Source organism: Tenacibaculum sp. SM2510 (assembly GCF_057002845.1).
This window is the reverse complement of the sequence record NZ_CP192703.1, coordinates 2559862-2580330: the sequence shown is the minus strand read 5'-3', so window position 1 is coordinate 2580330 and position 20469 is coordinate 2559862. Positions and strand designations below refer to the sequence as shown.

Sequence of the window (20469 nt, the reverse complement as noted above, 5' to 3'; positions counted from 1 at the left end):
ATTTATAAATTTATTCTTCTTACTTTAAAGATCTTTTATCTTTAACTGAACAACCTATTGCTCTGGTATATTTTTTAGCAGGTTTATCACCTTTTAACAGCGCATCTACAGCATCTTCTACAAAACGTTCAGACACACTGCTTTCGTCTCTCGAACTATCATCAATAGCGCCTATATATTCAACAATTAGTTTACCTGCCGTTTTATTTAAAATATATACATGTGGCGTTTTTGTTGCTCCGTATATTGGGTATACTTTTTGACCTTCATCAAATAAATAAGGAAAAGTAAATCCTTTTTCTTTTGCACGAATTTTCATATCGTTAAAACTATCTCCTTTAGATACTTCCGGATCGTTTGGGTTGATAGCAATTACTGGATATCCTTTTTTACTATATTTTTTATCTAAAGCATTTAAACGATCTTCGTTTGCTACAGAATACGGACACATATTACAGGTAAATACAACAATAAATCCTTTAGCATCTTTAAAACTAGCCAAAGAAACCATCTTATCATCTACGTTTTTAAGGTTAAAGTCTGACGCTATATCTCCTACTTTATATCCTTTCGTTTCATTTATTGTAAATGCTGAAATTGCAGCAATTACAACAAACACTAATACTATTTTAAAAATTTTCATATTTATTGATTTAAAAAGGTTTGTAATTCATTTTTCAAGGTTTCGTAATGAAACGATTGCTCGTAAAATTTTCTCTTATTTTTATTGTAAATAAGTGTTGCAGGTATGGAACCCGTCCAGCTATCTGCTATATCTTGAATCCAGAATTGTTCGTTTTTATCTTCAAAGTGAAGTACTTTCGATTTTATTTCTTTCTTTTTTATAAACGGTATTAGGTTGCTCTCTATTTGTCTTGAGAAATCTAAACTCACTAAAATAACTTCAACTTTTTTACCTTTAAATTCTTTGTTTAATTTCTCGAAAGCTGGCAGTTCTTTTACGCAAGGCAAACACCATGTAGCCCAAAAATTAATCACATGTGTTTTATCATCATTTTTATGCAGAAACGGCTTTAACTCGCTATAATTTAATGTGATTATTTTATTTTTAATTGGTGACTCTTCTTTTGTTTCTTGATTTTTTTTACAAGAAGAAATTATCAAAACAAAAAGTATTAAAAAGCGAAATTTATACATGATTCATTTTTATTTATCTCAAAATTAATCGATTATATTTTTAAACAAAGCTAATTAACGAAACATTAACAACTAAAAAGCTCGAAAGATTAACTTCCGAGCTTTTGTATTTGTTTTAATAAATTGTTTTTTTAGCAAAAAATATCGTTCAATAATTTTGCTAAACGTAAACCTCCTTTTTGTAACTGTTCTCTAACAACAGGAAAATAGTCATACGAATAACGGTAACGTAATTTATCTCCCGATTTAACTGATCCGTATACTTTTTTAGTTAGTCCATGTGTATCATGTACCCAATCAACTACACTTCCTTTTTGAATCTGTTTGATTTGTTCTTTTGATAAGTCTTTAGCATTATCAGCCAATTCAACATAACTCATTTTCCAACCTTCAATCATATCTCCATCCCAAACTCTATGTAAGTTTGACCCTTTTCCATGCCATTGAACCTGTAAACTATTACCTCCTTTATCTTCCTTTCTACCAATATGCATTGGTTGATGTAAATCTCCCACTAAATGAACTAACATTTTCAAATAAAAACGCTTGTCTTCTAACGCACTATTCTCATCTTTTAGAACCTTTACACATTCTTTTATACCTGTTACTAAATCTCCTTTAGGGTTTTTCTCAGACGCTTCGTATTTAACATCAAAAGGCATATTTACATAATGCCAAGTAGAAAACTTGCCATATGTTTCTCTATCAGATTTTATTTCGTCTGCATACGTAGATACAAAAGCTAAGCTTTCACCCTGTAATAACTTAGCTATTTTTCTTTTTGCTTTTTTTGTTAAATTATTTTCAGCAATTTTACCTGTTGCTCTATGTCCTGTTTGTCCCCAAACATCATCATTATTGGCAATAGATGAAGCACTTATAAAAAAAGCACATAACACTAATAATATTTTCGTTTTCATAAATAAAACCATCTTAATTTTTTGCTAAAATATAAAAATATTCATTTAGAAATTTGGATTTAACAAAAAATTAAACATATCTTTACGATATCATAATGATATCAACTTAAATCAAAAAGAATGAAAGCAGAAAAAATAATAAAACCAGCAAACGGTTATTTAATGGTACTAATAGTATTAATGTTATTCTTCGGCGGAATTATAACAACAATAATAAATGAAACACCTATTTTTCTACCAATAGCAATCATTGGTTTTATAGGAATGTTTGGTTTTATATTAGTTAACCCAAACACGTCTAAAGTTATTTTACTTTTTGGTAAATATGTGGGTACTATAAAAAACAATGGTTTATACTGGGCAAACCCTTTATACAGAAAGAAAACAATCTCTTTAAGAGCTAGTAATTTTGATAGCGAACGTTTAAAAGTAAATGATAAATTAGGAAATCCAGTAATGATCTCTACTATTTTAGTTTGGCGAGTTACCGAAACTTATAGAGCTGCTTTTGATGTTGATAATTACGAAAATTTTGTTCGTGTACAAACAGATGCAGCAGTGCGTAAACTGGCAAGCATGTATCCTTACGATAATTTTGCTGATGAAGGACATGATGAAGATATTACACTTCGTTCTAGTGTAAATGAAGTAAGCGACGCTTTAGAAAAAGAATTAGAAGAGCGCTTATCTATCGCCGGAATTGAAGTCTTAGAAGCCCGCATTGGTTATTTAGCATATGCGCAAGAAATTGCAAGTGCCATGTTAAAACGCCAGCAAGCAACAGCGATTGTTGCTGCGCGTCATAAAATTGTACAAGGAGCTGTAGAAATGGTTGAAATGGCTTTAGAAGAGTTAAATAAAAGACAAATTGTTGAATTAGATGAAGAACGTAAAGCTGCTATGGTTAGTAATTTATTAGTTATTTTATGTGGCGATAAAGAAGCGTCTCCAGTAGTAAACGCAGGAACTTTAAGTCATTAAAATGAAAAATAAAAATGCTTTAATAGGAATGATATTTGGTGCAGGTATCGGAATAATTTTTAATAGTACAGAATTAGGATTACCAATTGGTGCTGCTGTTGGATATGTTTTAGGACTCATGCTAAACCAACAACAAATTAAGATAAAGAAGAAACATCGTAAGGATAAATTTTAACCAATGAATAAAAAACAATTACTTGCTTTAGCTATTGGAACAACATTAGGATCTAGTTTAGGTATTATTTAAGGCGTTGTATTGATAATATTGGAATTACAATCGGGTGTGGAGCAGGAACAGCTATAGATGTTGGGTTATCTTTGCTAAATCAACCCAAAAAGCATAAAAATAACAGATAAAAATGAAAGAATATAAAATTATAAAGCAAGCCTTTAGTTGGTCTAACGCTACACAAAAATTTGAAGACGAAATAAACAATTATGCTAAACAAGGTTGGCGAGTAGTAAACATATATACTATAAATAATTCGTACGTTCAGGCATTATTAGAGAAAGATAAAAACAGGTAATAATGAAAATATTTAAAGAAGAACAACGTTTTACACAATGGTGGATTTGGCTTTTATTTTTAAGCCTAAACTTATTTTTCTTCTATGGTATTTACCAACAATTATTTTTAGATACTCCTTTTGGAAGCAAACCTACATCAAATAGTTTTTTAATAATTACTAGTGGTTTTTTTTTATTAGTTACGGTGTTTTTCTTCTCTTTAAAATTAAAAAAAAGAATAGATGAGTCCGGGATTTACTATCGATTTTCTCCTATTCAATCTAAATTCAAAAAAATTAAATGGGATACTATTAAATCTGTTAAAGTGATTAAATTTAAACCAATTATCGATTACGGCGGATGGGGAATTAAACTAAAATCATATACTGTAAAAGGGAATACGGGTATTATATTCGAGTTTAAAAATGACAAAAAATTCTTAATCGGTTCTCAAAAAGAAATTGAGGCTACTCGTGTTATAGAAACCTATAAAAACAAGTTGTCATGATTAGAATAATCTCGCTTATTGTTCTTTATATTTTTAATTCCCTTATTCCAATGGTAGTATCATTTTTTTTATAAAAAACACGTATGGCAAAAAAGAAAGCATTTGCGCTTCGCGTAAACGAAGATATGATTAAAGCTATTGAAAAATGGGCTGCTGACGAATTCCGCTCTACAAACGGACAAATAGAATGGATGCTGATGCAAGCGCTTAAGGAAGCTAAACGCGAACCTAAAAAGAAAGAAGAGTAAAATAATATTCGCTTTTGTTTATGTCCAGATAAAGCAACATCATTTTGAATTTATTTTAGAATCACACCTTTATAATAAAACGTAAATTGTGATGAGAACCTGAAACAAGTTCAGGTTGACGTAAAGTGAATTATTACAACTCATATCACATCAATAAAAACTTATCAAAAAGCTTTTTTATCAAAAAATACAAAAAAATATTTCTTAATAAAACGTTAAAAACTATTCAATAATTATTGAGTGGTTTTCTATTTTGTAAATTGATCTCCAAATCAAACTAACTATAATGAAAAGAATATTTTCTATCTTATTTTTACTTATTACATCACTAGTGTTTTCTCAAGAATTCTCGATGGATTTAGTTAAAAACATGAAACCTAGAAACATTGGTCCCGGCGGAATGTCAGGGCGTGTAACAACCATTGATGTTGTAGAATCGAATCCTGAAATAATGTACGTTGGTACTGCGTCGGGAGGAATATGGAAATCTACTTCTGGGGGAATTAAATGGGAACCTATTTTCGAAAAAGAACTAACTGCTTCTATTGGTGCTCTTGCCATTCAGCAATCAAATCCAAGTGTTATTTGGGCAGGAACCGGTGAAGGAAACCCTAGAAATAGTTTAAATGGTGGTTTCGGAATTTACAAATCTTTAGATGCTGGTAAAACTTGGAAAGCCATGGGCTTAGAAAAAACACGCCATATTCATCGTGTAATTATTCATCCTACAAATCCTGACATTGTGTATGTTGGTGCCATTGGTTCGCCTTGGGGTGAGCATAAAGAGCGTGGTGTTTACAAAACTACTGATGGTGGTAAAACTTGGAAACAAATTTTATTTAACAATATAAAAACGGGTACAGCCGATTTAATTATGGATCCGTCTAATCCTAATAAATTAATCGCTTCTATGTGGGAACACAAACGTGATCCTTGGTTTTTTAAGTCTGGTGGAAAAGGAAGTGGAATGTACATTACACACGATGGTGGTGAAAACTGGAAGCAAATTACCGAAAAAGAAGGTTTTCCGAAAGGAGAATTAGGTAGAATTGGTGTTGCTATCGCCCCTAACAATCCAGATGTGATTTATGCTTTAGTGGAAGCAAAAAAAAATGCACTATATAAAAGTGAAGATGGCGGATTTAAGTGGAAAAAAATAAACGATAAGCCTGGTATTGGAAATCGTCCTTTTTATTATTCTGAAATTTATGTGGATCCACAAAATGAAAACAGATTATACACTGTTTTTACCTACATCAATGTTTCCCAAGATGGCGGAAAATCATTCAACCAATTAATGCCTGCTTACGGTGTAGATAACGGAGTGCATCCTGATCATCATGCGTGGTGGATTCACCCGAACAACGGAAAATTTATGATTGATGGTAATGATGGTGGATTAAATATTACCAAAGATGGCGGAAAATCTTGGCGTTTTATAGGAAATCTTCCTGTAGCACAATTTTATCATATTAATGTTGATAATGAATACCCGTATAATGTATATGGCGGAATGCAAGACAACGGTTCTTGGCGCGGTCCCGCTTATGTTTGGAAAGCACAAGGAATTAGAAATAGTTATTGGCAAGAAATTAGTTTTGGTGACGGTTTTGATGTGGTTCCTGATAAAGATGATGCTCGTTATGGGTGGACAATGAGTCAGCAAGGATCAGTTTCTCGTTACGATTATAAAACAGGAAATAATTACAACGTAAAACCAACACATAAGGATGCGAATGTAAAATTACGTTTCAACTGGAATTCAGCTATTAATATTGATCCTTTTGATAATTCAACAATTTACTTCGGAAGTCAATTTGTGCATAAATCAACCGATAAAGGATTAACTTGGGAAGTAATTTCACCCGATTTATCTACAAATAATCCAGAAAAATTAAAACAAGCCGAAAGTGGTGGTTTAACTATGGATGCTACTGGTGCCGAAAATCACTGTACCGTTTTAGTTATTGAACCTTCACTTTTACAGAAAAATGTTCTATGGGCTGCCACTGACGACGGACAAGTTCATATTACAAAAAATGGTGGTGCAACTTGGACAAACGTTGCTAACAACATTAAGGACTTACCTAAAAACTCTTGGATAACACAAATAAAAGCATCTAATAAAAATAAAGGTGAAGCACTTTTAGTTGCCAACGATTACAGACGTTTTAACTACGAACCGTATGCATATAGAACTAAAGATTACGGAAAAACATGGCAACGTATTGTTGATAAGAATGATGTAGAAAGCTATACATTATCAATTATTGAAGATCCAAAAAATGCAAATTTATTGTTTTTAGGTACTGATGACGGATTATACATTTCTTTAAATGCTGGTGAAAAATGGACTAAATGGACAAACGGTTTTCCAACTGTTCCTGTAAAAGATTTAGTAATTCACCCTCGTGAGCACGATTTAGTAATTGGTACATTTGGTAGAGCCGCATGGGTTTTAGATGATATTCGTCCGTTACGTGCCATGGCAAAAAGTAATATTGCCAATCAAAAATTAACCTTGTTTGCGCCACCAACAGCTTATCAGGCAGCTAGCCAACAACCAACAGGAAGTAGGTTTGGTGCCGATGCTATGTATCAAGGTGAAAACAGAAAACGTGGTGCACAAATTTCTTATTATATCAACAAACCGAAAGTTGAGAAAAAAGAAGATAAAAAAGATGTCAGTTCGAGCGCAGTCGATAACTCTAAAAAAGATGAAGACAAAATTAAACACGATTCTATTAAACTAGAAATTTTTGACGGAACTCGAAAAATAAGAACCTTAAAGTTTAAAACTCCGAAAGAAAACGGATTACACAAAACTACTTGGTATTTAAGAGAAAAAGGTGTTGCTAGAGCTTCTAGAAGTATCAGAAAACAAACTCGAGAGCCAGGAGGAGTTTCTGTTAAACCAGGAGTTTATAAGTTAAAGATGACTTTTGGCGATACTGTTTCTGAACAAGATATTAAAGTTGAATTTGATCCTAGACTACAAATTTCAGAAGAAGCTATTAATCAAAAATACAATGCTAGCAAAGAGCTAGAAACCTATCAAGAGAAAATTGCAACTGCTGTAAAACAATTGGTTGAAAGTAAAAACACAGCAACTTCTTTAAAATCGGAATTTACAAAAGAAGATAAAAAGAAATACAAGATAGAAATAAAAGCATCAAAAGAAATTATCAAAAAAATTGATACTTTAATCGCTATATATATAGGTACAATTGATAAAAGACAAGGAATTACTCGCAACCCTGAAGTAACAATAAACAATCGTTTTGGTACAGCTCGTTGGTATGTTGGTAGTAGATTTGGTAAACAAACGGCAACGGAAAAACAATTAATAAATCAGTTTAAAACATCTTTTGTTAAAGGGATAGAAAAAACAAATACTTTCTTTTCTAAAGATTGGAAAAAGTATAAAGAGACTGTTGAAAAAATTGAAATTTCTCCTTTCAAAAAAACTAGTACTTTTTCTATAAATTAATTATTTTTGAAACTTAAATAAATTTAAAAATCTCCTACCATTTAGCGTAGGAGATTTTAATATTACAAACATTATGAAAAAAGCAATTTTTATCTTTATTATTTTATTTTCCTTAAAAAATACGGCTCAAAACAATCCTCAAAATGAATTAGGAGCTTGGTATATGTATAACGGTTCTCATCAAATTTCTGATAAGTTTAGTTTAAAAACGATGGCTCATTTTCGTTTTTTTGAAATTGGTGATGATATGCAACAATTTATTGGCCGATTAGGAGGAAACTACAAAATCAACAAAAACATGAGCGCTACTTTAGGGTATTCGTATTTAAACACGGATGGCACTTTTGGTGTTGATGGAGGCAATGTAAATGAACACCGTATTTATGAAGACTTTAATATCAAACATAAAATAAACAAACTTGGTTTTGCGCATCGTTTAAGAGCTGAACAACGTTTTTACAACTCAATAACCTCACATTTTTTACGTTATCAAATCGGGTTAAGCCATCCTTTAAATGATAAGTGGAGTACTTATTTATATAATGAAGTGTTTTTTGATTTTGATGATGAAGCTTACAATCAAAATTGGTTGGGTGCAGGTTTTAAATATTATTTATCTAAAAAAACAACATTTAAAGCTGGCTACCAAAGAATAAACGTAAATGGTGCCGGTAATTTTAATAGAATTCTTTTAGGTGTTGCTATTAATACAGACCATCGTAAAAAGAAATAAAAAGCTACTTTAGCAAAAAACTAATTAAAAATGAGCGCACCAACTTTTACAAACGATGCAATTGTATTTGGAGTCCTAATGATTTCTTTAGGGTTTGTATTTTATACAGAATCTAAAACTGATGGCTTTTGGCCTAAATTTTATAAAATAGTACCAGGTCTTTTTATGGCTTATTTTATACCTGCTATTTTCACCACTTTTGGCGTGATTTCTCCCGAATGGGAAACTGTAACTGTAAACGGTGAAGTTGTAAAAGGAAAATCTGAATTATATTATGTTGCTAGTCGTTTTTTACTGCCTGCAGCTTTAGTTTTAATGACATTAAGTATCGATTTAAAAGCAATTTTCAACTTAGGTTCTAAGGCATTAATTATGTTTTTTACAGGAACAGTTGGAATTATTATTGGTGGACCAATTGCTATTTTATTAATATCATTATTCTCTCCAGAAACAGTTGGTGGTGCAGATTTTGATGCAGTTTGGCGTGGACTCTCTACACTTGCAGGAAGTTGGATTGGTGGTGGAGCAAACCAAACCGCTATGTTAGAAATTTATCAATACAATCCTCAAAAATATGGAGGAATGGTGTTTGTTGATATTGTAGTTGCCAATATTTGGATGGCTATTTTATTAATAGGTATTGGTAGAAAAGATAAAATTAATAAATGGTTAAAGGCTGATACCTCAGCAATTGAGGAACTAAAAGAAAAAGTATCTAAATTTACACAAGGCATAAAAAGAAATCCTTCTTTAACGGATATAATGATTATGCTTGCCATCGCTTTCGGAACCGTTGGTTTTGGTCATTTCGCATCTTCTTACTTAAGTGTATTTTTTAATGATTTAGTTGCAGGTATTGAATCTGAAACCTGGAAAAACATCTTTACCTTTTTAGGTTCTGGTTTCTTCTGGTTAATTAGTATTTCAACCATTATCGCTATTGCTTTATCATTTACAAAAGCTAAAAATTACGAAGGTGCTGGTGCTAGTAAAATTGGTAGTGTGTTTATTTACATTTTAGTAGCAACTATTGGTATGAAAATGGATTTAGCCATGATTTTTGATAATTTAGGATTAATCGTTATCGGTTTAGTTTGGATGGGTATTCATGCCGGATTATTAATATTTGTTGCCAAATTAATAAAAGCGCCCTATTTCTTCTTAGCTGTAGGTAGTCAAGCAAATGTTGGTGGTGCAGCCTCTGCTCCTATCGTTGCTCAGGCATTTCACCCGTCTCTTGCTTCTGTAGGAGTATTACTTGCTGTGTTTGGATATGCTATTGGTACAGTAGGTGCAATTATATGTACAATTTTAATGGAATTATCAGCAACTTTATAAGAGAAATCTGCATATTTGTAACTCAAAATTTTAAATAACATGAAAAAACTTATCGCCATTTGTGCGTTTTCAATATTAGCTTTCGCTTGTTCTTCTAAAAAAGAAGGAAACATGATTGTTAAAGGTCAAATTAAAGGATTAAAAAAAGGTACTTTATATCTTCAAAAAATGAATGATACTTCATTATTTTCTGTAGATTCTGTTACATTATTAGGTGATGATAAATTTATTTTAACAGATAATGTTGAATCTTCTGAAATGTATTACTTAACTTTTGATGGAAATACCAATGAAAAAAGATTGATGTTTTTTGGTGAAAAAGGAGAAATTACCATCAATGATAAATTAGAAGAATTTGGTTTTAATCCAGAAATAAAGGGATCTAAAAATCAAGATGTAATGGATAAATATCGTGATTTTGACCGTAGATTTAAAGATCAACGTTTAGACTTTATCAAAAAAGACCTAGAAGCTCGTCAGGCTAATGATGAAGAGTTGGTTGAAAAACTAGACTTAGATTATAAAAAAATGGTACGTAAGCGTTTTTTATTTACTACTCAATTTGCTAAAAACAATGCCGATAGTGAAGCGGCTCCTTATATTGCTTTAACTGAATTATTTGATGCTAATATTATTTTATTAGATACTATTAATAATAATTTAACCGATAAAGTTAAGAACTCTAATTATGGTAAACGCTTAAACAAGTTTATCAATCGCATAAAAGCTGAAGAAGGCGCTAAATAATAAAAGCTCCTTTTTATAAACTTAAAAAACTCGATACAAATTGTATCGAGTTTTTTAGTTTAATAATTATGTTACAACCACTCTTTACTTACTTTTTTTATTATTGATATACACATCAACCAAGTTCTCTAAAACATTTAAAGGTAACGGACCATTGGTTAAAACTACGTCATGAAATTCGCGAATGTTAAACAAATCTCCTAAAGCTTCTTTTGCCTTTTTACGGAGTTCTAGTATTTTTAACATTCCTATTTTATAAGCCGTTGCCTGACTTGGCATTACAATATGACGTTCTACCATTTTTACGGCATCTAATTCAGCATTTGGTGTGTTATCAGTATAATATTTAATTCCCTCTTCGCGTGTCCATTTTTTAGCATGAATACCTGTGTCAACAACTAATCGACAAGCTCTCCACAACTCCATTGCTAAACGCCCAAAATCAGAATATGGATCCGCATAAAAACCCATTTCTTTCGGAATGTATTCAGAATATAATCCCCAACCTTCTATATAGGCAGTATAGCTACTAAACTTTCTAAACATAGGTACTTCTTTTAATTCTTGCGCAATTGCTATTTGCATATGATGACCAGGAATTCCTTCATGATAAGCTAAAGCTTCCATTTGATAAGATGGCATGCTTTCCATATCATACATATTAGCATAATAAGTACCAGGTCTTGATCCATCTAATGCTGGTTGCTGATAAAATGCTTTTCCTGCTGATTTTTCTCTGAAAGACTCCACCGCTTTTACCACTAACTTAGCTTTTGGCTTTGTTATAAACAACTCGTCTAGTCTAGTTTTCATACTATCAATAATATGAGTTGCTTCTTTCATATAAACCTGTCTTCCTTCTTTAGAATCGGCATAATAAAATTGCTTATCCTTTTTCATAAATTCGAAAAACTCTTTTAAAGATCCATCAAAACCTGTGCTCTTCATTATAACACGCATTTCATCATGAATACGAGTCACTTCTTTTAAACCTATTTCATGAATTTCTTCTGATGTTAAGTTAGTTGTTGTAGTTCTTTTTAAAGCATTGTTAAAAAAAGCTTCTCCTTCGGGGAACTTCCATGAACCTGCATCTGTAGTTGCTGTTTTTTCTTGAGCTTCTAAAGTTGATATTAAGTTTTTATATGCAGGTAGAACACTTTCTTTTAAAGCTACAACTCCTTTTCCTATCAATGCTTTTTTTTCTTCGGTATCAATAGTTAATTTATTCACTTTATTTGTAAAGTCGTTTAAGAATGTGCTTGTTTTGCCTGAGCTATCAAACGGCTTTCCTTTTATTAAGTTTTTAGAGTCTTCTAATACTTTTGCAAAAACAAATTTAGGGGGCATAATACCCTTGCTTTCTCGCTCTTTTAAGCTGATAACTAATTGACTAAATAAAGGTTTTAAATTATACAACCTGGCTATATAATTTTCAGCATCTTTAGTTGATGCTACCTGATGCATATTAATTAAAAAAGCAGGAATTTCAGATTGCATTCCGTGCATTTGATTTACTGGATATGTATGAAAACGGTATTTAAAATCTGCTATTTTATTTTCTAATTGCTGTTTAAATAAGTCGTAACTTAATTTAGTATTTGCATCTAATTTTTTTACGTTTAAAGAATCATTTAACCAAGTTAATGCATTTTTGGTATGCGCTAACTCTTCTTTAGCAAACGCATCAGAAATATCATTCCATTTATCAGCATCTTTTTTAATACCTAAATAGGTTTGATACATTGGGTGACGATCTAAATTCTCTTTAAATTGTTCATCAAAAAAACTGTTTGCTTTTTTGGAATGTTGTGTAATTTCTTCTTTAGAAATAACTTTAGTTTTTACTTCCTCTTTACAAGATTGTAAAAAAGAAGTAAAAACTAAAGCTGTAATTGTAATTAATCTTAGTTTCATCTTTTTAGTAATTTAATACAGGAAAAGATACAAAATTAGATTGGTACTATATCTTAAATGAAACTATTGGTAATTTACTATGATTAGCAATATCTTCAGAAATACTACCTTCAAAGAAATGAGAGACACCTTTTCTTCCGTGAGTTGCTACCGCAATAATGTCTGCATTGCTAGCGTCTGCAAAATATAAAATTCCTTTTTCAACGGTATAATCAGAAATTATTTTAACATCATTAATACTACTCTCATTTTCATTTACCTTTTCGAAAAATAGTTTCATTTCTTCTTCTACTTCTTTACTACTTTTAAATTTAGTTGTAGGCGTGTTTATATATACCAATTGCAAGCTAGATTCTTGTTTTTTAAAAAAAGCTTTAGCTTCTAGGTAAGGAGCCACGTCGTCATTTGTAAAATCACATGCAAAAACTACTTTTTTTATTTTTTTAGTAATTGGTTTTTCTTTAATAACCATTACAGGTATATCTGCATGACGAATTACTTTTTCTGTATTAGAACCAATAAACATTTCCTTTAATCCATCGACTCCTTTAGACCCCATTACAATTAAATCTACATTTTCTTCTCTCGCTAATTGGTCTAGCTCACTAAAAATTTTAAAATGCTTAATTATCGGAGTTACTTTAAGCTCTGATAAATATTCTTTTTGTAAAAACTCTTTAAACTTTTTTTCTGCTAACTTTAAATAATAAAATGTTTCTTGATTCGTTGATTTATCTGATTGGTTAACTAATGAATTTGAAAGTTCTAGCATATGAACTACTACAACTTCTGCATTATTCTCTTTTGCCAAAAAAGCGGCTGTTTGTAATGCGTTTTCTGAATGAATCGAAAAATCGACAGGGACTATTATTTTTTTCATAATATGATTTTTTAAGTTTAACTACTCGTATAAAGTTACTAAATTTATATCAGAAAAAGAATGATTTACATCATGTAATTACCTTAATGACAACCTTGTAAAGTATTCCCCAAATTGGTTACTGGCAATGGCGAAATATATGGTATTCCTAAACCTAGCCCTCTCAACACAAATAAAACACCTATAATAACGACTACAAGCGGAATGATTTGTTGAATTCTTTTTCGCACCAATCTGTTAGCAAAATTACCTACATAAACAATAATGGTCATTAACGGAATTGTTCCTAATCCGAAAATAAACATATATAAACTTCCCGACAAAGCATTAGTTGTTGCTAGCGCGCCGAAAACAGCCATATATACCAATCCGCAAGGAAGAAATCCATTTAAAAAACCGATTGTAAAAAAGGTGTCATTCCCTTTCTTTTTTAATTCTTTTCCAAGAACTGATTTAACTTTCATGATAAATCTATTCAGCTGTTTTGAAAAATTATATTTTTGAAAAGTCTTTGGTAAAACAATAGTCAAAATCATTAAACCGCCAACTATAATTGAGAGTTGTTGTTGAAACCCGAAGAAATAAAATCCTTTTCCTAAAAAACCAAACAATAAACCAATTAAACTATAAGTAAATAAGCGACCTAAATGATAACTGATAATCTGGAAAAATTGTTTTACTTGATTATTTCTATCAACGGGCAACATAAAAGCAATCGGTCCGCACATACCAATACAATGAAAACTACCAACCAAACCAAATATGAGTGCTGATATAAACATTAATAAATTAATTCTTTTTGATATAAATATGCCTTGTTTTTATAATTCCAAGAAACTGTAATGTTCCAACGACCACCTAACAAGCGTTTCTCAGGCACGAGCAAATATGTATTAGAAATTGAAATAGGTATTTCAAAATCTAATTGCTTATTAGATGGTCTATATAGGAACACTTTTCCTTTAATATCAATAGGATTAAATTCTGTTGGAAAATAGATTTTTAACCCTTCTGGTACTCTATTAATTTTAATGTTTTCTTTTAAATATTTTGCATTTTTTGTTGCGTTTATATTTTTTTGAAACTCTAATTCTTTTTGATAATACTTTTCAGTTACCAAATCGTGATTGTAATTTTTACCTGTACTCATTGATATAACGAAGTACATTATAAAACTCATAAATGCAATAATTGCGATTACGATACCCGTGCCCCAGTTTAGTTTCATGTTTGTTGTTTTTTATACTATTCAAATAAAATAATCTTTTTATCAACTATAAGATTACTTCGTTATACTTTCTCGTAATGACAGTTATTTATTTTTACCGTCATTGCAAATAAAATGAAGCAATCTGTTCTTTATAATGAGATTACTTCGTCATCCTTCCTCGTAATGACTGTTATTTATTTTTACCGTCATTGATATAACGAAGTACATTATAAAACTCATAAATGCAATAATTGCGATTACGATACCCGTGCCCCAGTTTAGTTTCATGCTTGTTGTTTTTTATACTATTCAAATAAAATAATCTGTTTATCAACTATAAGATTACTTCGTTATACTTTCTCGTAATGACAATTTATTATCGATAACTTCTTGGTCCTAAAAAATTAGTTTTAGTCGTTTCTATTAACTTATTACCACTATACACTCCGATTTTAAGATTTACTTTTTCTTTTTTCATTTCTGATTGATGTAATTCTATAAACAACGTTCCTTCAGCCAATCCTTGTTTCGGTACCTCAAAACTTTGATGTGTTACTGTTTCTATTTTTCCTTTATGAGAAAGCAGTTTATAAGTTACATCATCAATCTGTTTTGTTGTTTTGTTAATTACTTTATAGGTATAAATATTACTGATAATTCCGTTTTCTTTATGTTGATATAATTGCCCTGGTAATCGCAAAATTGTAGCTTCAACATCATTTCTTAAAAACAACATCCCTATTAAAACGGCTATTAAAATTCCTAAAACGGCAGTATAACCTTTCATTCTAGCCGTAAATTGAAAAGGTGTTTTCTTTTCAATATTTTCTTCGCTCGCAAAACGAATTAATCCTTTTGGCAAACCTACATTTTCCATCATATGATCACATTCATCAATACAAGCAGTACAATTTACACATTCTAATTGCGTACCATTACGAATATCAATTCCTGTAGGACATACATTTACACATTGAAAGCAATCAATACAATCTCCTTTACCACTTGTTGCTCTATCTTCTTTTTTATTGAATTTTGCTCTTCCTGTTTCTCCTTCTCCACGAACATGATCATAAGCAACATTAATTGTTTTATTATCTAATAAAACACCTTGTAACCGACCATACGGACAAGCTATAATGCATACTTGCTCTCTAAACCAAGCGAAAATAAAGTAGAAAACTGCCGTGAATATTAATAAAGAAACTAAGGTATTTGTATTATCTAACGGGTTACCGGTTACGTAATCAATAACCGTATCTCCACCTATTAAATAGGCTAAAAACACATTAGCTATTAAAAATGAAATGATAAAAAACAGGAACCACTTTAGTAGTCGCTTCTTAATTTTTTCGGCATTCCAAGGTTGTTTTTCCAAACGGATTTGTTTTCCTCTATCTCCATCAATCCAATATTCTATTTTTCGAAAAACCATCTCTAAAAATATGGTTTGCGGACAAATCCATCCGCAGAAAATACGTCCGAAAACAACCGTAAATAGTATTACAAAAACAACACCTACAATCATTGAAACTACTAATAAGTGAAAATCTTGTGGCCAAAAAGGAAATCCGAAAATATTAAATTTTCTTTCTATTACATTAAATAATAAAAACTGGTTTCCATTAATTTTGATGAATGGCGCAGCTAATAAAATCAGCAATAAAAAATAACTAACGTACGATCTGTACTTATAAAAACGTCCGCTTGGTTTTTTAGGATATACCCAAGCACGTTTACCTTCATTATTGATGGTACCAATACTATCTCTAAATTGTTCGTTCTTGGGTGTCTCCATTGTTAACTATTAAAACCAAATACTATTATTGTACACTATCTTTTACTATTGCTGTAACTTCTTCTGTTACTTGTTGCGACTCGTCTTTATACAAATCACCTTGTGCTGGTTTAGGATTTGCCGATGTTGTACCTTGCATGGACATTATATAACTTGCTACTTTTTGAATATCTACAGGTTTTAATGTTTTGCCCCAGGCAACCATTCCTTTTCCGTCTCTACCACCATTAGTAATCGTTGCAAAAACGTTTTTAATTCCGCCGCCCAACAACCAATATTCATCGGTTAAATTAGGGCCAATTCCTCCACCTCCATCGCCAATATGACAAGCAGCACAGTTTAAGTTATATACAGCTTTACCTCTTTTTAAATCACTTTCTGATGTTAAAACTATTACTGTTTCAGCATCGATAATTGCATCTTTTGATGTTGACTTATAAGCTGCTAATTCTCTTTTAGCAACTGCTACAGACTCTACATATTCCATCTCTTGCGTATAACCATCTAAGACTTCAAATCTTACTAAATACACTACTGCAAAAATTATCGTTGCATAAAACATATATACCCACCATGGCGGTAAATTATTATCTAATTCTTTAATTCCGTCATAATTATGATCTAAGATAATTTCTTCTTCTTGCTCTACTGCTTTAGCTTCTGTCCATTTAGCAATTAACTTTCTAGCCCAAGCCCAATGATCTACTTCATCAGAGTTTACTCCTGCTTTAATCATAGCAACCTCCTCTATTTTCTTAACTCCAGTAATAGTAAGTATTTCTTTAGCGAGACAAACAAAACCAAAAGCAATAAGGCCTAACCAAACTAAAGGGTTTTCTATGAAGTTATATGGATTTTCATAAGAACTTATAGCCTTTGCTAACACAAAAGGTGTTAAAAATGTAAATAAAAATGATGTTACAGATTGTACTCTTGTGTAATTCTTTGGCATTAACTCATTTGCTTTATTTACAACGGTGTTCGATAAAACCTCTTTTAAAAGCACCACCAAACCAAAACCAATTGCAATAAACCAGACTAACGAATTTTCTAAAAAATTAAAAGGCTCTTCATATGCCTTAAATGCCGCTGCTAAAATAAATGGCATTGAAAAAACAAAAAGAAAAGATACTATTGATTGAATATATTTTTTCATACTATTTTATTTTAGTCATTTAAAGGCAAATCACTTACCTTACTTATATATTCTTTTTTGGCAGTAAAGACCCACCAAAATAACACCATAAAAAAGGTAAAGAATATTGTTAATGAGATCATCGGGTATATTTCTATACCTGTAATGCTCTCCATATGGTTTTTTACGAATTTTAACATAATTTCTAATTTTTACTCGCTTAGTGAATTTTTAATATTTTGACACTTGTTCTTAAATGTTATTTAATAATTTATTAAACTATTGTCTACTCAATTGTTTTTGAACATCTTTTACTTTTATATCAGTACCTAATCTTTGTAGGTAAGAAATTAAAGCGACAATTTCACGATCTTTCATTTCTATGAAAACTTGGCCATTTTCGGCTGCATACTTTTTATCTGAAGCATAACTCTTAGCAAAATCAGGATCTTGATGTAAGTTTTCTTGAATTTTAGCTCCTTGTGCATCCATATTGGCTTGTGCATTTGCTATTTCTTCATCTGAATAAGGAACCCCAAGAGAAACCATTGCTTTCATCTTTCCTTCCGTATTACTCTTATCTAATTTATCTCTGACCAACCATTGATATGCAGGCATAATAGAACCTGGTGAGGTGCTTTGCGGATCATACATGTGATTTAAATGCCAACTATCTGAGTATTTACTTCCGATTCGATGTAAATCTGGTCCTGTACGTTTACTTCCCCACAAAAATGGATGATCGTATACAAATTCACCTGCTTTAGAATATTCTCCATATCGCTCTACTTCACTTCTAAAAGGGCGTACCATTTGAGAGTGACATCCTACACATCCTTCACGAATATAAATATCACGTCCTTCTAATTCTAAAGGTGAATATGGTTTTACACTTGATATGGTTGGTATGTTCGATTTCACTAACAACGTTGGTACAATCTGAACAGCACCTCCTATTAAAATTGCTATAGTTGCGTAAATCGTTAATTTTATTGGTTTTCTTTCTAACCAAGTGTGCCATCCTTCCCCTTTAGTTCTGTTTTTAGACACTTTTGTTAATGGAGCTGCTTCTGCTAAATCATCAGTAACATCGCTACCTGCTTTTACAGTTCTTATCATGTTGTACAACATTACAAATGCTCCAACAATAAATAAACTACCTCCAATAGCACGCATCCAATACATTGGGATGATTTCAGCTACCGTTTCTAAAAAATTACCATACGCTAATGTACCGTCTGGATTGAATTGTTTCCACATAGATGCTTGTACAAAACCTGCCACATACATTGGTAATGTATACATGATGATTCCTAAAGTACCTATCCAAAAATGGAAGTTTGCTAGGGCTGTAGAATATAATTTTGTTTTAAATAATCTTGGTACCATCCAGTAAATCATTCCGAAGGTAAAAAAACCGTTCCATGCTAATGCGCCAACGTGCACGTGAGCAATAATCCAATCACTAAAATGCGCTATTGCATTTACATTTTTTAACGATAACATTGGTCCTTCAAAAGTTGCCATACCATAACCGGTAATTGCAACTACAAAGAATTTTAAAACAGGATCTGTACGCACTTTATCCCAAGCACCACGAAGTGTTAACAATCCGTTTATCATTCCTCCCCAAGAAGGTGCTAGTAACATGATTGAAAATGCCACTCCTAAATTTTGCGCCCACGTTGGTAATGCTGTATATAATAAATGGTGAGGCCCTGCCCAGATATAAATAAATATTAACGACCAAAAGTGTACGATTGATAATCTATACGAATATACCGGACGGTTTGCTGCTTTCGGCACGAAGTAATACATCAATCCTAAAAACGGTGTTGTTAAGAAAAATGCTACGGCGTTATGCCCGTACCACCATTGCACCAAGGCATCTTGTACACCTGCATACACTGAATAACTTTTGAAGAAACTAACAGGTAATGCCAAACTATTAAAGATATGTAATACTGCAACGGTTACAAAAGTTCCTAAGTAAAACCAAATGGCTACATATAAATGGCGCTGTCTTCTTTGTAAGATTGTCCAAATCATGTTTACACCAAAAGCTACCCAAACTAATGCGATTGCAATATCTATAGGCCATTCTAACTCTGCATATTCTTTAGAACTTGTATACCCTAAAGGAAGCGTTATGGCTGCTGCTACAATAATTAATTGCCATCCCCAGAAATTAAAATTACTTAAAAAATCACTTGCCATACGTGCTTTTAGCAACCGTTGTAACGAATAATAAACTCCTGCGTAAATTGCATTTCCTACAAATGCAAAAATTACCGCATTGGTGTGTAACGGACGTAAACGACCAAAACTTAACCACGAAATTCCGTCTGTAATATTTGGGAATAAAAACATTAATGCCAATAGTAAACCTACTGAGAAACCTACAATTCCCCATAGTAGTGTGGCGTAAATGAATTTTTTTACGATCTTATTATCGTAATAAAATTGTTGCATTTCCATAATTTAATTGAATTTAATATTTATTGTTAGTTTTTGTTATCTCATTTTTCACAAAAACAGTCTAAGACTTTTTTGTTTCATCTTTGACCAATTCGTCATCAAAAAGCATACGAACAGATGGCGTGTACGAATCATCGTACTGCCCATTTTTTACTGAAACAATAAATGCAATAAAAAAAATTAGTGCCACTAAAATACTTAGTGTAAGTAGTAAGTAAATAACGCTCATATCTTGCCTGATAATTATACGTCAAAGGTAATTGTGAAGCTTTTCTTAAAATATGATATTTGTCATGTTTAAAAAAATACTCTTAAAATGATTAAATAAAATGAGGTGCTACTAGCTTAAAAAATGCTTGTTTTCTAATAGGTCGCAATGTTAATTAAATAGAGTAATCATAAGAATTAAAAATCATATTTT

The 20469-nt window shown here is 31.4% G+C and carries 21 protein-coding genes; 9 read left to right on the top strand and 12 right to left on the bottom strand.

The window, feature by feature from the left end; genetic code table 11:
* Positions 1–19: 19 nt before the first annotated feature.
* The 3 genes from ACQ629_RS11725 to ACQ629_RS11715 form a co-directional block, all read right to left on the bottom strand.
* Positions 20–643, bottom strand: a complete 624-nt coding sequence (locus ACQ629_RS11725; RefSeq protein WP_483705155.1) for a thioredoxin family protein — start codon at positions 641–643, stop codon at positions 20–22.
* 2 nt (positions 644–645) lie between these two features.
* The gene (locus ACQ629_RS11720; RefSeq protein ID WP_483705153.1) at positions 646–1158 is read right to left on the bottom strand and encodes a TlpA disulfide reductase family protein; all 513 of its coding nucleotides are present in this window, start codon (positions 1156–1158) and stop codon (positions 646–648) included.
* A 131-nt stretch (positions 1159–1289) separates the two neighbouring features.
* Positions 1290–2078: a S1/P1 nuclease gene (locus tag ACQ629_RS11715; RefSeq protein WP_483705151.1), complete on the bottom strand. Its 789-nt coding sequence runs from the start codon at positions 2076–2078 to the stop codon at positions 1290–1292.
* Between the two features lie 120 nt (positions 2079–2198).
* Here ACQ629_RS11715 and ACQ629_RS11710 point away from each other — a divergent pair, with 120 nt between their 5' ends.
* The 9 genes from ACQ629_RS11710 (at position 2199) to ACQ629_RS11670 (ending at position 10630) form a co-directional block, all read left to right on the top strand.
* A complete protein-coding gene (locus ACQ629_RS11710) occupies positions 2199–3059 on the top strand; it encodes an SPFH domain-containing protein (RefSeq protein WP_483705149.1) in 861 nt (286 codons plus the stop codon).
* Position 3060: 1 nt separating this feature from the next.
* Positions 3061–3234 carry a glycine zipper domain-containing protein gene (locus ACQ629_RS11705; protein ID WP_483705147.1) on the top strand — a complete coding sequence of 58 codons (174 nt, stop codon included), beginning with the start codon at positions 3061–3063 and terminating at the stop codon, positions 3232–3234.
* 184 nt (positions 3235–3418) lie between these two features.
* Complete coding sequence (locus tag ACQ629_RS11700; RefSeq protein ID WP_483705145.1) at positions 3419–3586, top strand: DUF4177 domain-containing protein; 168 nt, start codon at positions 3419–3421, stop codon at positions 3584–3586.
* A gap of 2 nt (positions 3587–3588) precedes the next feature.
* On the top strand, positions 3589–4074 hold the full coding sequence (locus tag ACQ629_RS11695) for a hypothetical protein (RefSeq protein WP_483705143.1): 486 nt from the start codon (positions 3589–3591) through the stop codon (positions 4072–4074).
* An 83-nt stretch (positions 4075–4157) separates the two neighbouring features.
* On the top strand, positions 4158–4322 hold the full coding sequence (locus tag ACQ629_RS11690) for a type II toxin-antitoxin system antitoxin (RefSeq protein ID WP_068364181.1): 165 nt from the start codon (positions 4158–4160) through the stop codon (positions 4320–4322).
* 286 nt (positions 4323–4608) lie between these two features.
* Positions 4609–7812 (top strand): WD40/YVTN/BNR-like repeat-containing protein, encoded by a 3204-nt coding sequence (locus tag ACQ629_RS11685; protein WP_483705140.1) that lies wholly within the window; start codon positions 4609–4611, stop codon positions 7810–7812.
* A gap of 73 nt (positions 7813–7885) precedes the next feature.
* Complete coding sequence (locus ACQ629_RS11680) at positions 7886–8545, top strand: DUF2490 domain-containing protein (RefSeq protein WP_483705138.1); 660 nt, start codon at positions 7886–7888, stop codon at positions 8543–8545.
* Between the two features lie 30 nt (positions 8546–8575).
* Positions 8576–9883, top strand: coding sequence for a DUF819 family protein (locus ACQ629_RS11675; protein ID WP_483705135.1), 1308 nt, complete (start codon positions 8576–8578; stop codon positions 9881–9883).
* A 39-nt stretch (positions 9884–9922) separates the two neighbouring features.
* Complete coding sequence (locus tag ACQ629_RS11670) at positions 9923–10630, top strand: DUF4369 domain-containing protein (RefSeq protein WP_483705133.1); 708 nt, start codon at positions 9923–9925, stop codon at positions 10628–10630.
* 84 nt (positions 10631–10714) lie between these two features.
* Here the strand turns inward: ACQ629_RS11670 and ACQ629_RS11665 are convergent, their stop codons facing one another.
* The 9 genes from ACQ629_RS11665 to ccoS all read right to left on the bottom strand — a co-directional run bounded on the left by ACQ629_RS11665 (position 10715) and on the right by ccoS (position 20277).
* The gene (locus tag ACQ629_RS11665) at positions 10715–12547 is read right to left on the bottom strand and encodes a DUF885 domain-containing protein (RefSeq protein WP_483705131.1); all 1833 of its coding nucleotides are present in this window, start codon (positions 12545–12547) and stop codon (positions 10715–10717) included.
* A 46-nt stretch (positions 12548–12593) separates the two neighbouring features.
* Entirely contained in the window at positions 12594–13427 is an 834-nt protein-coding gene (locus ACQ629_RS11660) for a universal stress protein (RefSeq protein WP_483705129.1), read from the bottom strand.
* Positions 13428–13510: 83 nt separating this feature from the next.
* Positions 13511–14209 carry a sulfite exporter TauE/SafE family protein gene (locus tag ACQ629_RS11655; protein ID WP_483705127.1) on the bottom strand — a complete coding sequence of 233 codons (699 nt, stop codon included), beginning with the start codon at positions 14207–14209 and terminating at the stop codon, positions 13511–13513.
* A complete protein-coding gene (locus tag ACQ629_RS11650) occupies positions 14209–14655 on the bottom strand; it encodes a FixH family protein (protein WP_483705125.1) in 447 nt (148 codons plus the stop codon). The genes ACQ629_RS11655 and ACQ629_RS11650 overlap by 1 nt, the downstream gene beginning before the upstream one ends.
* 358 nt (positions 14656–15013) lie before the next feature.
* On the bottom strand, positions 15014–16435 hold the full coding sequence (gene ccoG, locus ACQ629_RS11645; RefSeq protein ID WP_483705123.1) for a cytochrome c oxidase accessory protein CcoG: 1422 nt from the start codon (positions 16433–16435) through the stop codon (positions 15014–15016).
* Between the two features lie 25 nt (positions 16436–16460).
* Positions 16461–17591, bottom strand: coding sequence for a cbb3-type cytochrome c oxidase N-terminal domain-containing protein (locus tag ACQ629_RS11640; RefSeq protein WP_483705121.1), 1131 nt, complete (start codon positions 17589–17591; stop codon positions 16461–16463).
* Positions 17592–17602: 11 nt separating this feature from the next.
* On the bottom strand, positions 17603–17770 hold the full coding sequence (locus tag ACQ629_RS11635; RefSeq protein WP_081411167.1) for a cytochrome C oxidase subunit IV: 168 nt from the start codon (positions 17768–17770) through the stop codon (positions 17603–17605).
* 79 nt (positions 17771–17849) lie between these two features.
* Entirely contained in the window at positions 17850–20048 is a 2199-nt protein-coding gene (ccoN, locus tag ACQ629_RS11630; protein ID WP_483705119.1) for a cytochrome-c oxidase, cbb3-type subunit I, read from the bottom strand.
* 61 nt (positions 20049–20109) lie between these two features.
* Positions 20110–20277: a cbb3-type cytochrome oxidase assembly protein CcoS gene (gene ccoS / locus ACQ629_RS11625; protein ID WP_218773106.1), complete on the bottom strand. Its 168-nt coding sequence runs from the start codon at positions 20275–20277 to the stop codon at positions 20110–20112.
* Positions 20278–20469 lie beyond the last annotated feature (192 nt).

What these genes read in the sequence shown, in the direction of transcription:
- ccoN (WP_483705119.1), bottom strand. Translation starts at nt 20,048, where the DNA reads ATGGAAATGCAACAATTTTATTACGATAATAAGATCGTAAAAAAATTC.
- ACQ629_RS11650 (WP_483705125.1), bottom strand. Translation starts at nt 14,655, where the DNA reads ATGAAACTAAACTGGGGCACGGGTATCGTAATCGCAATTATTGCATTT.
- ccoS (WP_218773106.1), bottom strand. Translation starts at nt 20,277, where the DNA reads ATGAGCGTTATTTACTTACTACTTACACTAAGTATTTTAGTGGCACTA.
- ACQ629_RS11635 (WP_081411167.1), bottom strand. Translation starts at nt 17,770, where the DNA reads ATGTTAAAATTCGTAAAAAACCATATGGAGAGCATTACAGGTATAGAA.
- ACQ629_RS11690 (WP_068364181.1), top strand. Translation starts at nt 4,158, where the DNA reads ATGGCAAAAAAGAAAGCATTTGCGCTTCGCGTAAACGAAGATATGATT.
- ACQ629_RS11660 (WP_483705129.1), bottom strand. Translation starts at nt 13,427, where the DNA reads ATGAAAAAAATAATAGTCCCTGTCGATTTTTCGATTCATTCAGAAAAC.
- ACQ629_RS11655 (WP_483705127.1), bottom strand. Translation starts at nt 14,209, where the DNA reads ATGTTTATATCAGCACTCATATTTGGTTTGGTTGGTAGTTTTCATTGT.
- ACQ629_RS11680 (WP_483705138.1), top strand. Translation starts at nt 7,886, where the DNA reads ATGAAAAAAGCAATTTTTATCTTTATTATTTTATTTTCCTTAAAAAAT.
- ACQ629_RS11705 (WP_483705147.1), top strand. Translation starts at nt 3,061, where the DNA reads ATGAAAAATAAAAATGCTTTAATAGGAATGATATTTGGTGCAGGTATC.
- ACQ629_RS11725 (WP_483705155.1), bottom strand. Translation starts at nt 643, where the DNA reads ATGAAAATTTTTAAAATAGTATTAGTGTTTGTTGTAATTGCTGCAATT.
- ACQ629_RS11670 (WP_483705133.1), top strand. Translation starts at nt 9,923, where the DNA reads ATGAAAAAACTTATCGCCATTTGTGCGTTTTCAATATTAGCTTTCGCT.
- ACQ629_RS11710 (WP_483705149.1), top strand. Translation starts at nt 2,199, where the DNA reads ATGAAAGCAGAAAAAATAATAAAACCAGCAAACGGTTATTTAATGGTA.
- ACQ629_RS11675 (WP_483705135.1), top strand. Translation starts at nt 8,576, where the DNA reads ATGAGCGCACCAACTTTTACAAACGATGCAATTGTATTTGGAGTCCTA.
- ACQ629_RS11665 (WP_483705131.1), bottom strand. Translation starts at nt 12,547, where the DNA reads ATGAAACTAAGATTAATTACAATTACAGCTTTAGTTTTTACTTCTTTT.
- ACQ629_RS11700 (WP_483705145.1), top strand. Translation starts at nt 3,419, where the DNA reads ATGAAAGAATATAAAATTATAAAGCAAGCCTTTAGTTGGTCTAACGCT.
- ACQ629_RS11695 (WP_483705143.1), top strand. Translation starts at nt 3,589, where the DNA reads ATGAAAATATTTAAAGAAGAACAACGTTTTACACAATGGTGGATTTGG.
- ACQ629_RS11720 (WP_483705153.1), bottom strand. Translation starts at nt 1,158, where the DNA reads ATGTATAAATTTCGCTTTTTAATACTTTTTGTTTTGATAATTTCTTCT.
- ACQ629_RS11685 (WP_483705140.1), top strand. Translation starts at nt 4,609, where the DNA reads ATGAAAAGAATATTTTCTATCTTATTTTTACTTATTACATCACTAGTG.
- ccoG (WP_483705123.1), bottom strand. Translation starts at nt 16,435, where the DNA reads ATGGAGACACCCAAGAACGAACAATTTAGAGATAGTATTGGTACCATC.
- ACQ629_RS11640 (WP_483705121.1), bottom strand. Translation starts at nt 17,591, where the DNA reads ATGAAAAAATATATTCAATCAATAGTATCTTTTCTTTTTGTTTTTTCA.
- ACQ629_RS11715 (WP_483705151.1), bottom strand. Translation starts at nt 2,078, where the DNA reads ATGAAAACGAAAATATTATTAGTGTTATGTGCTTTTTTTATAAGTGCT.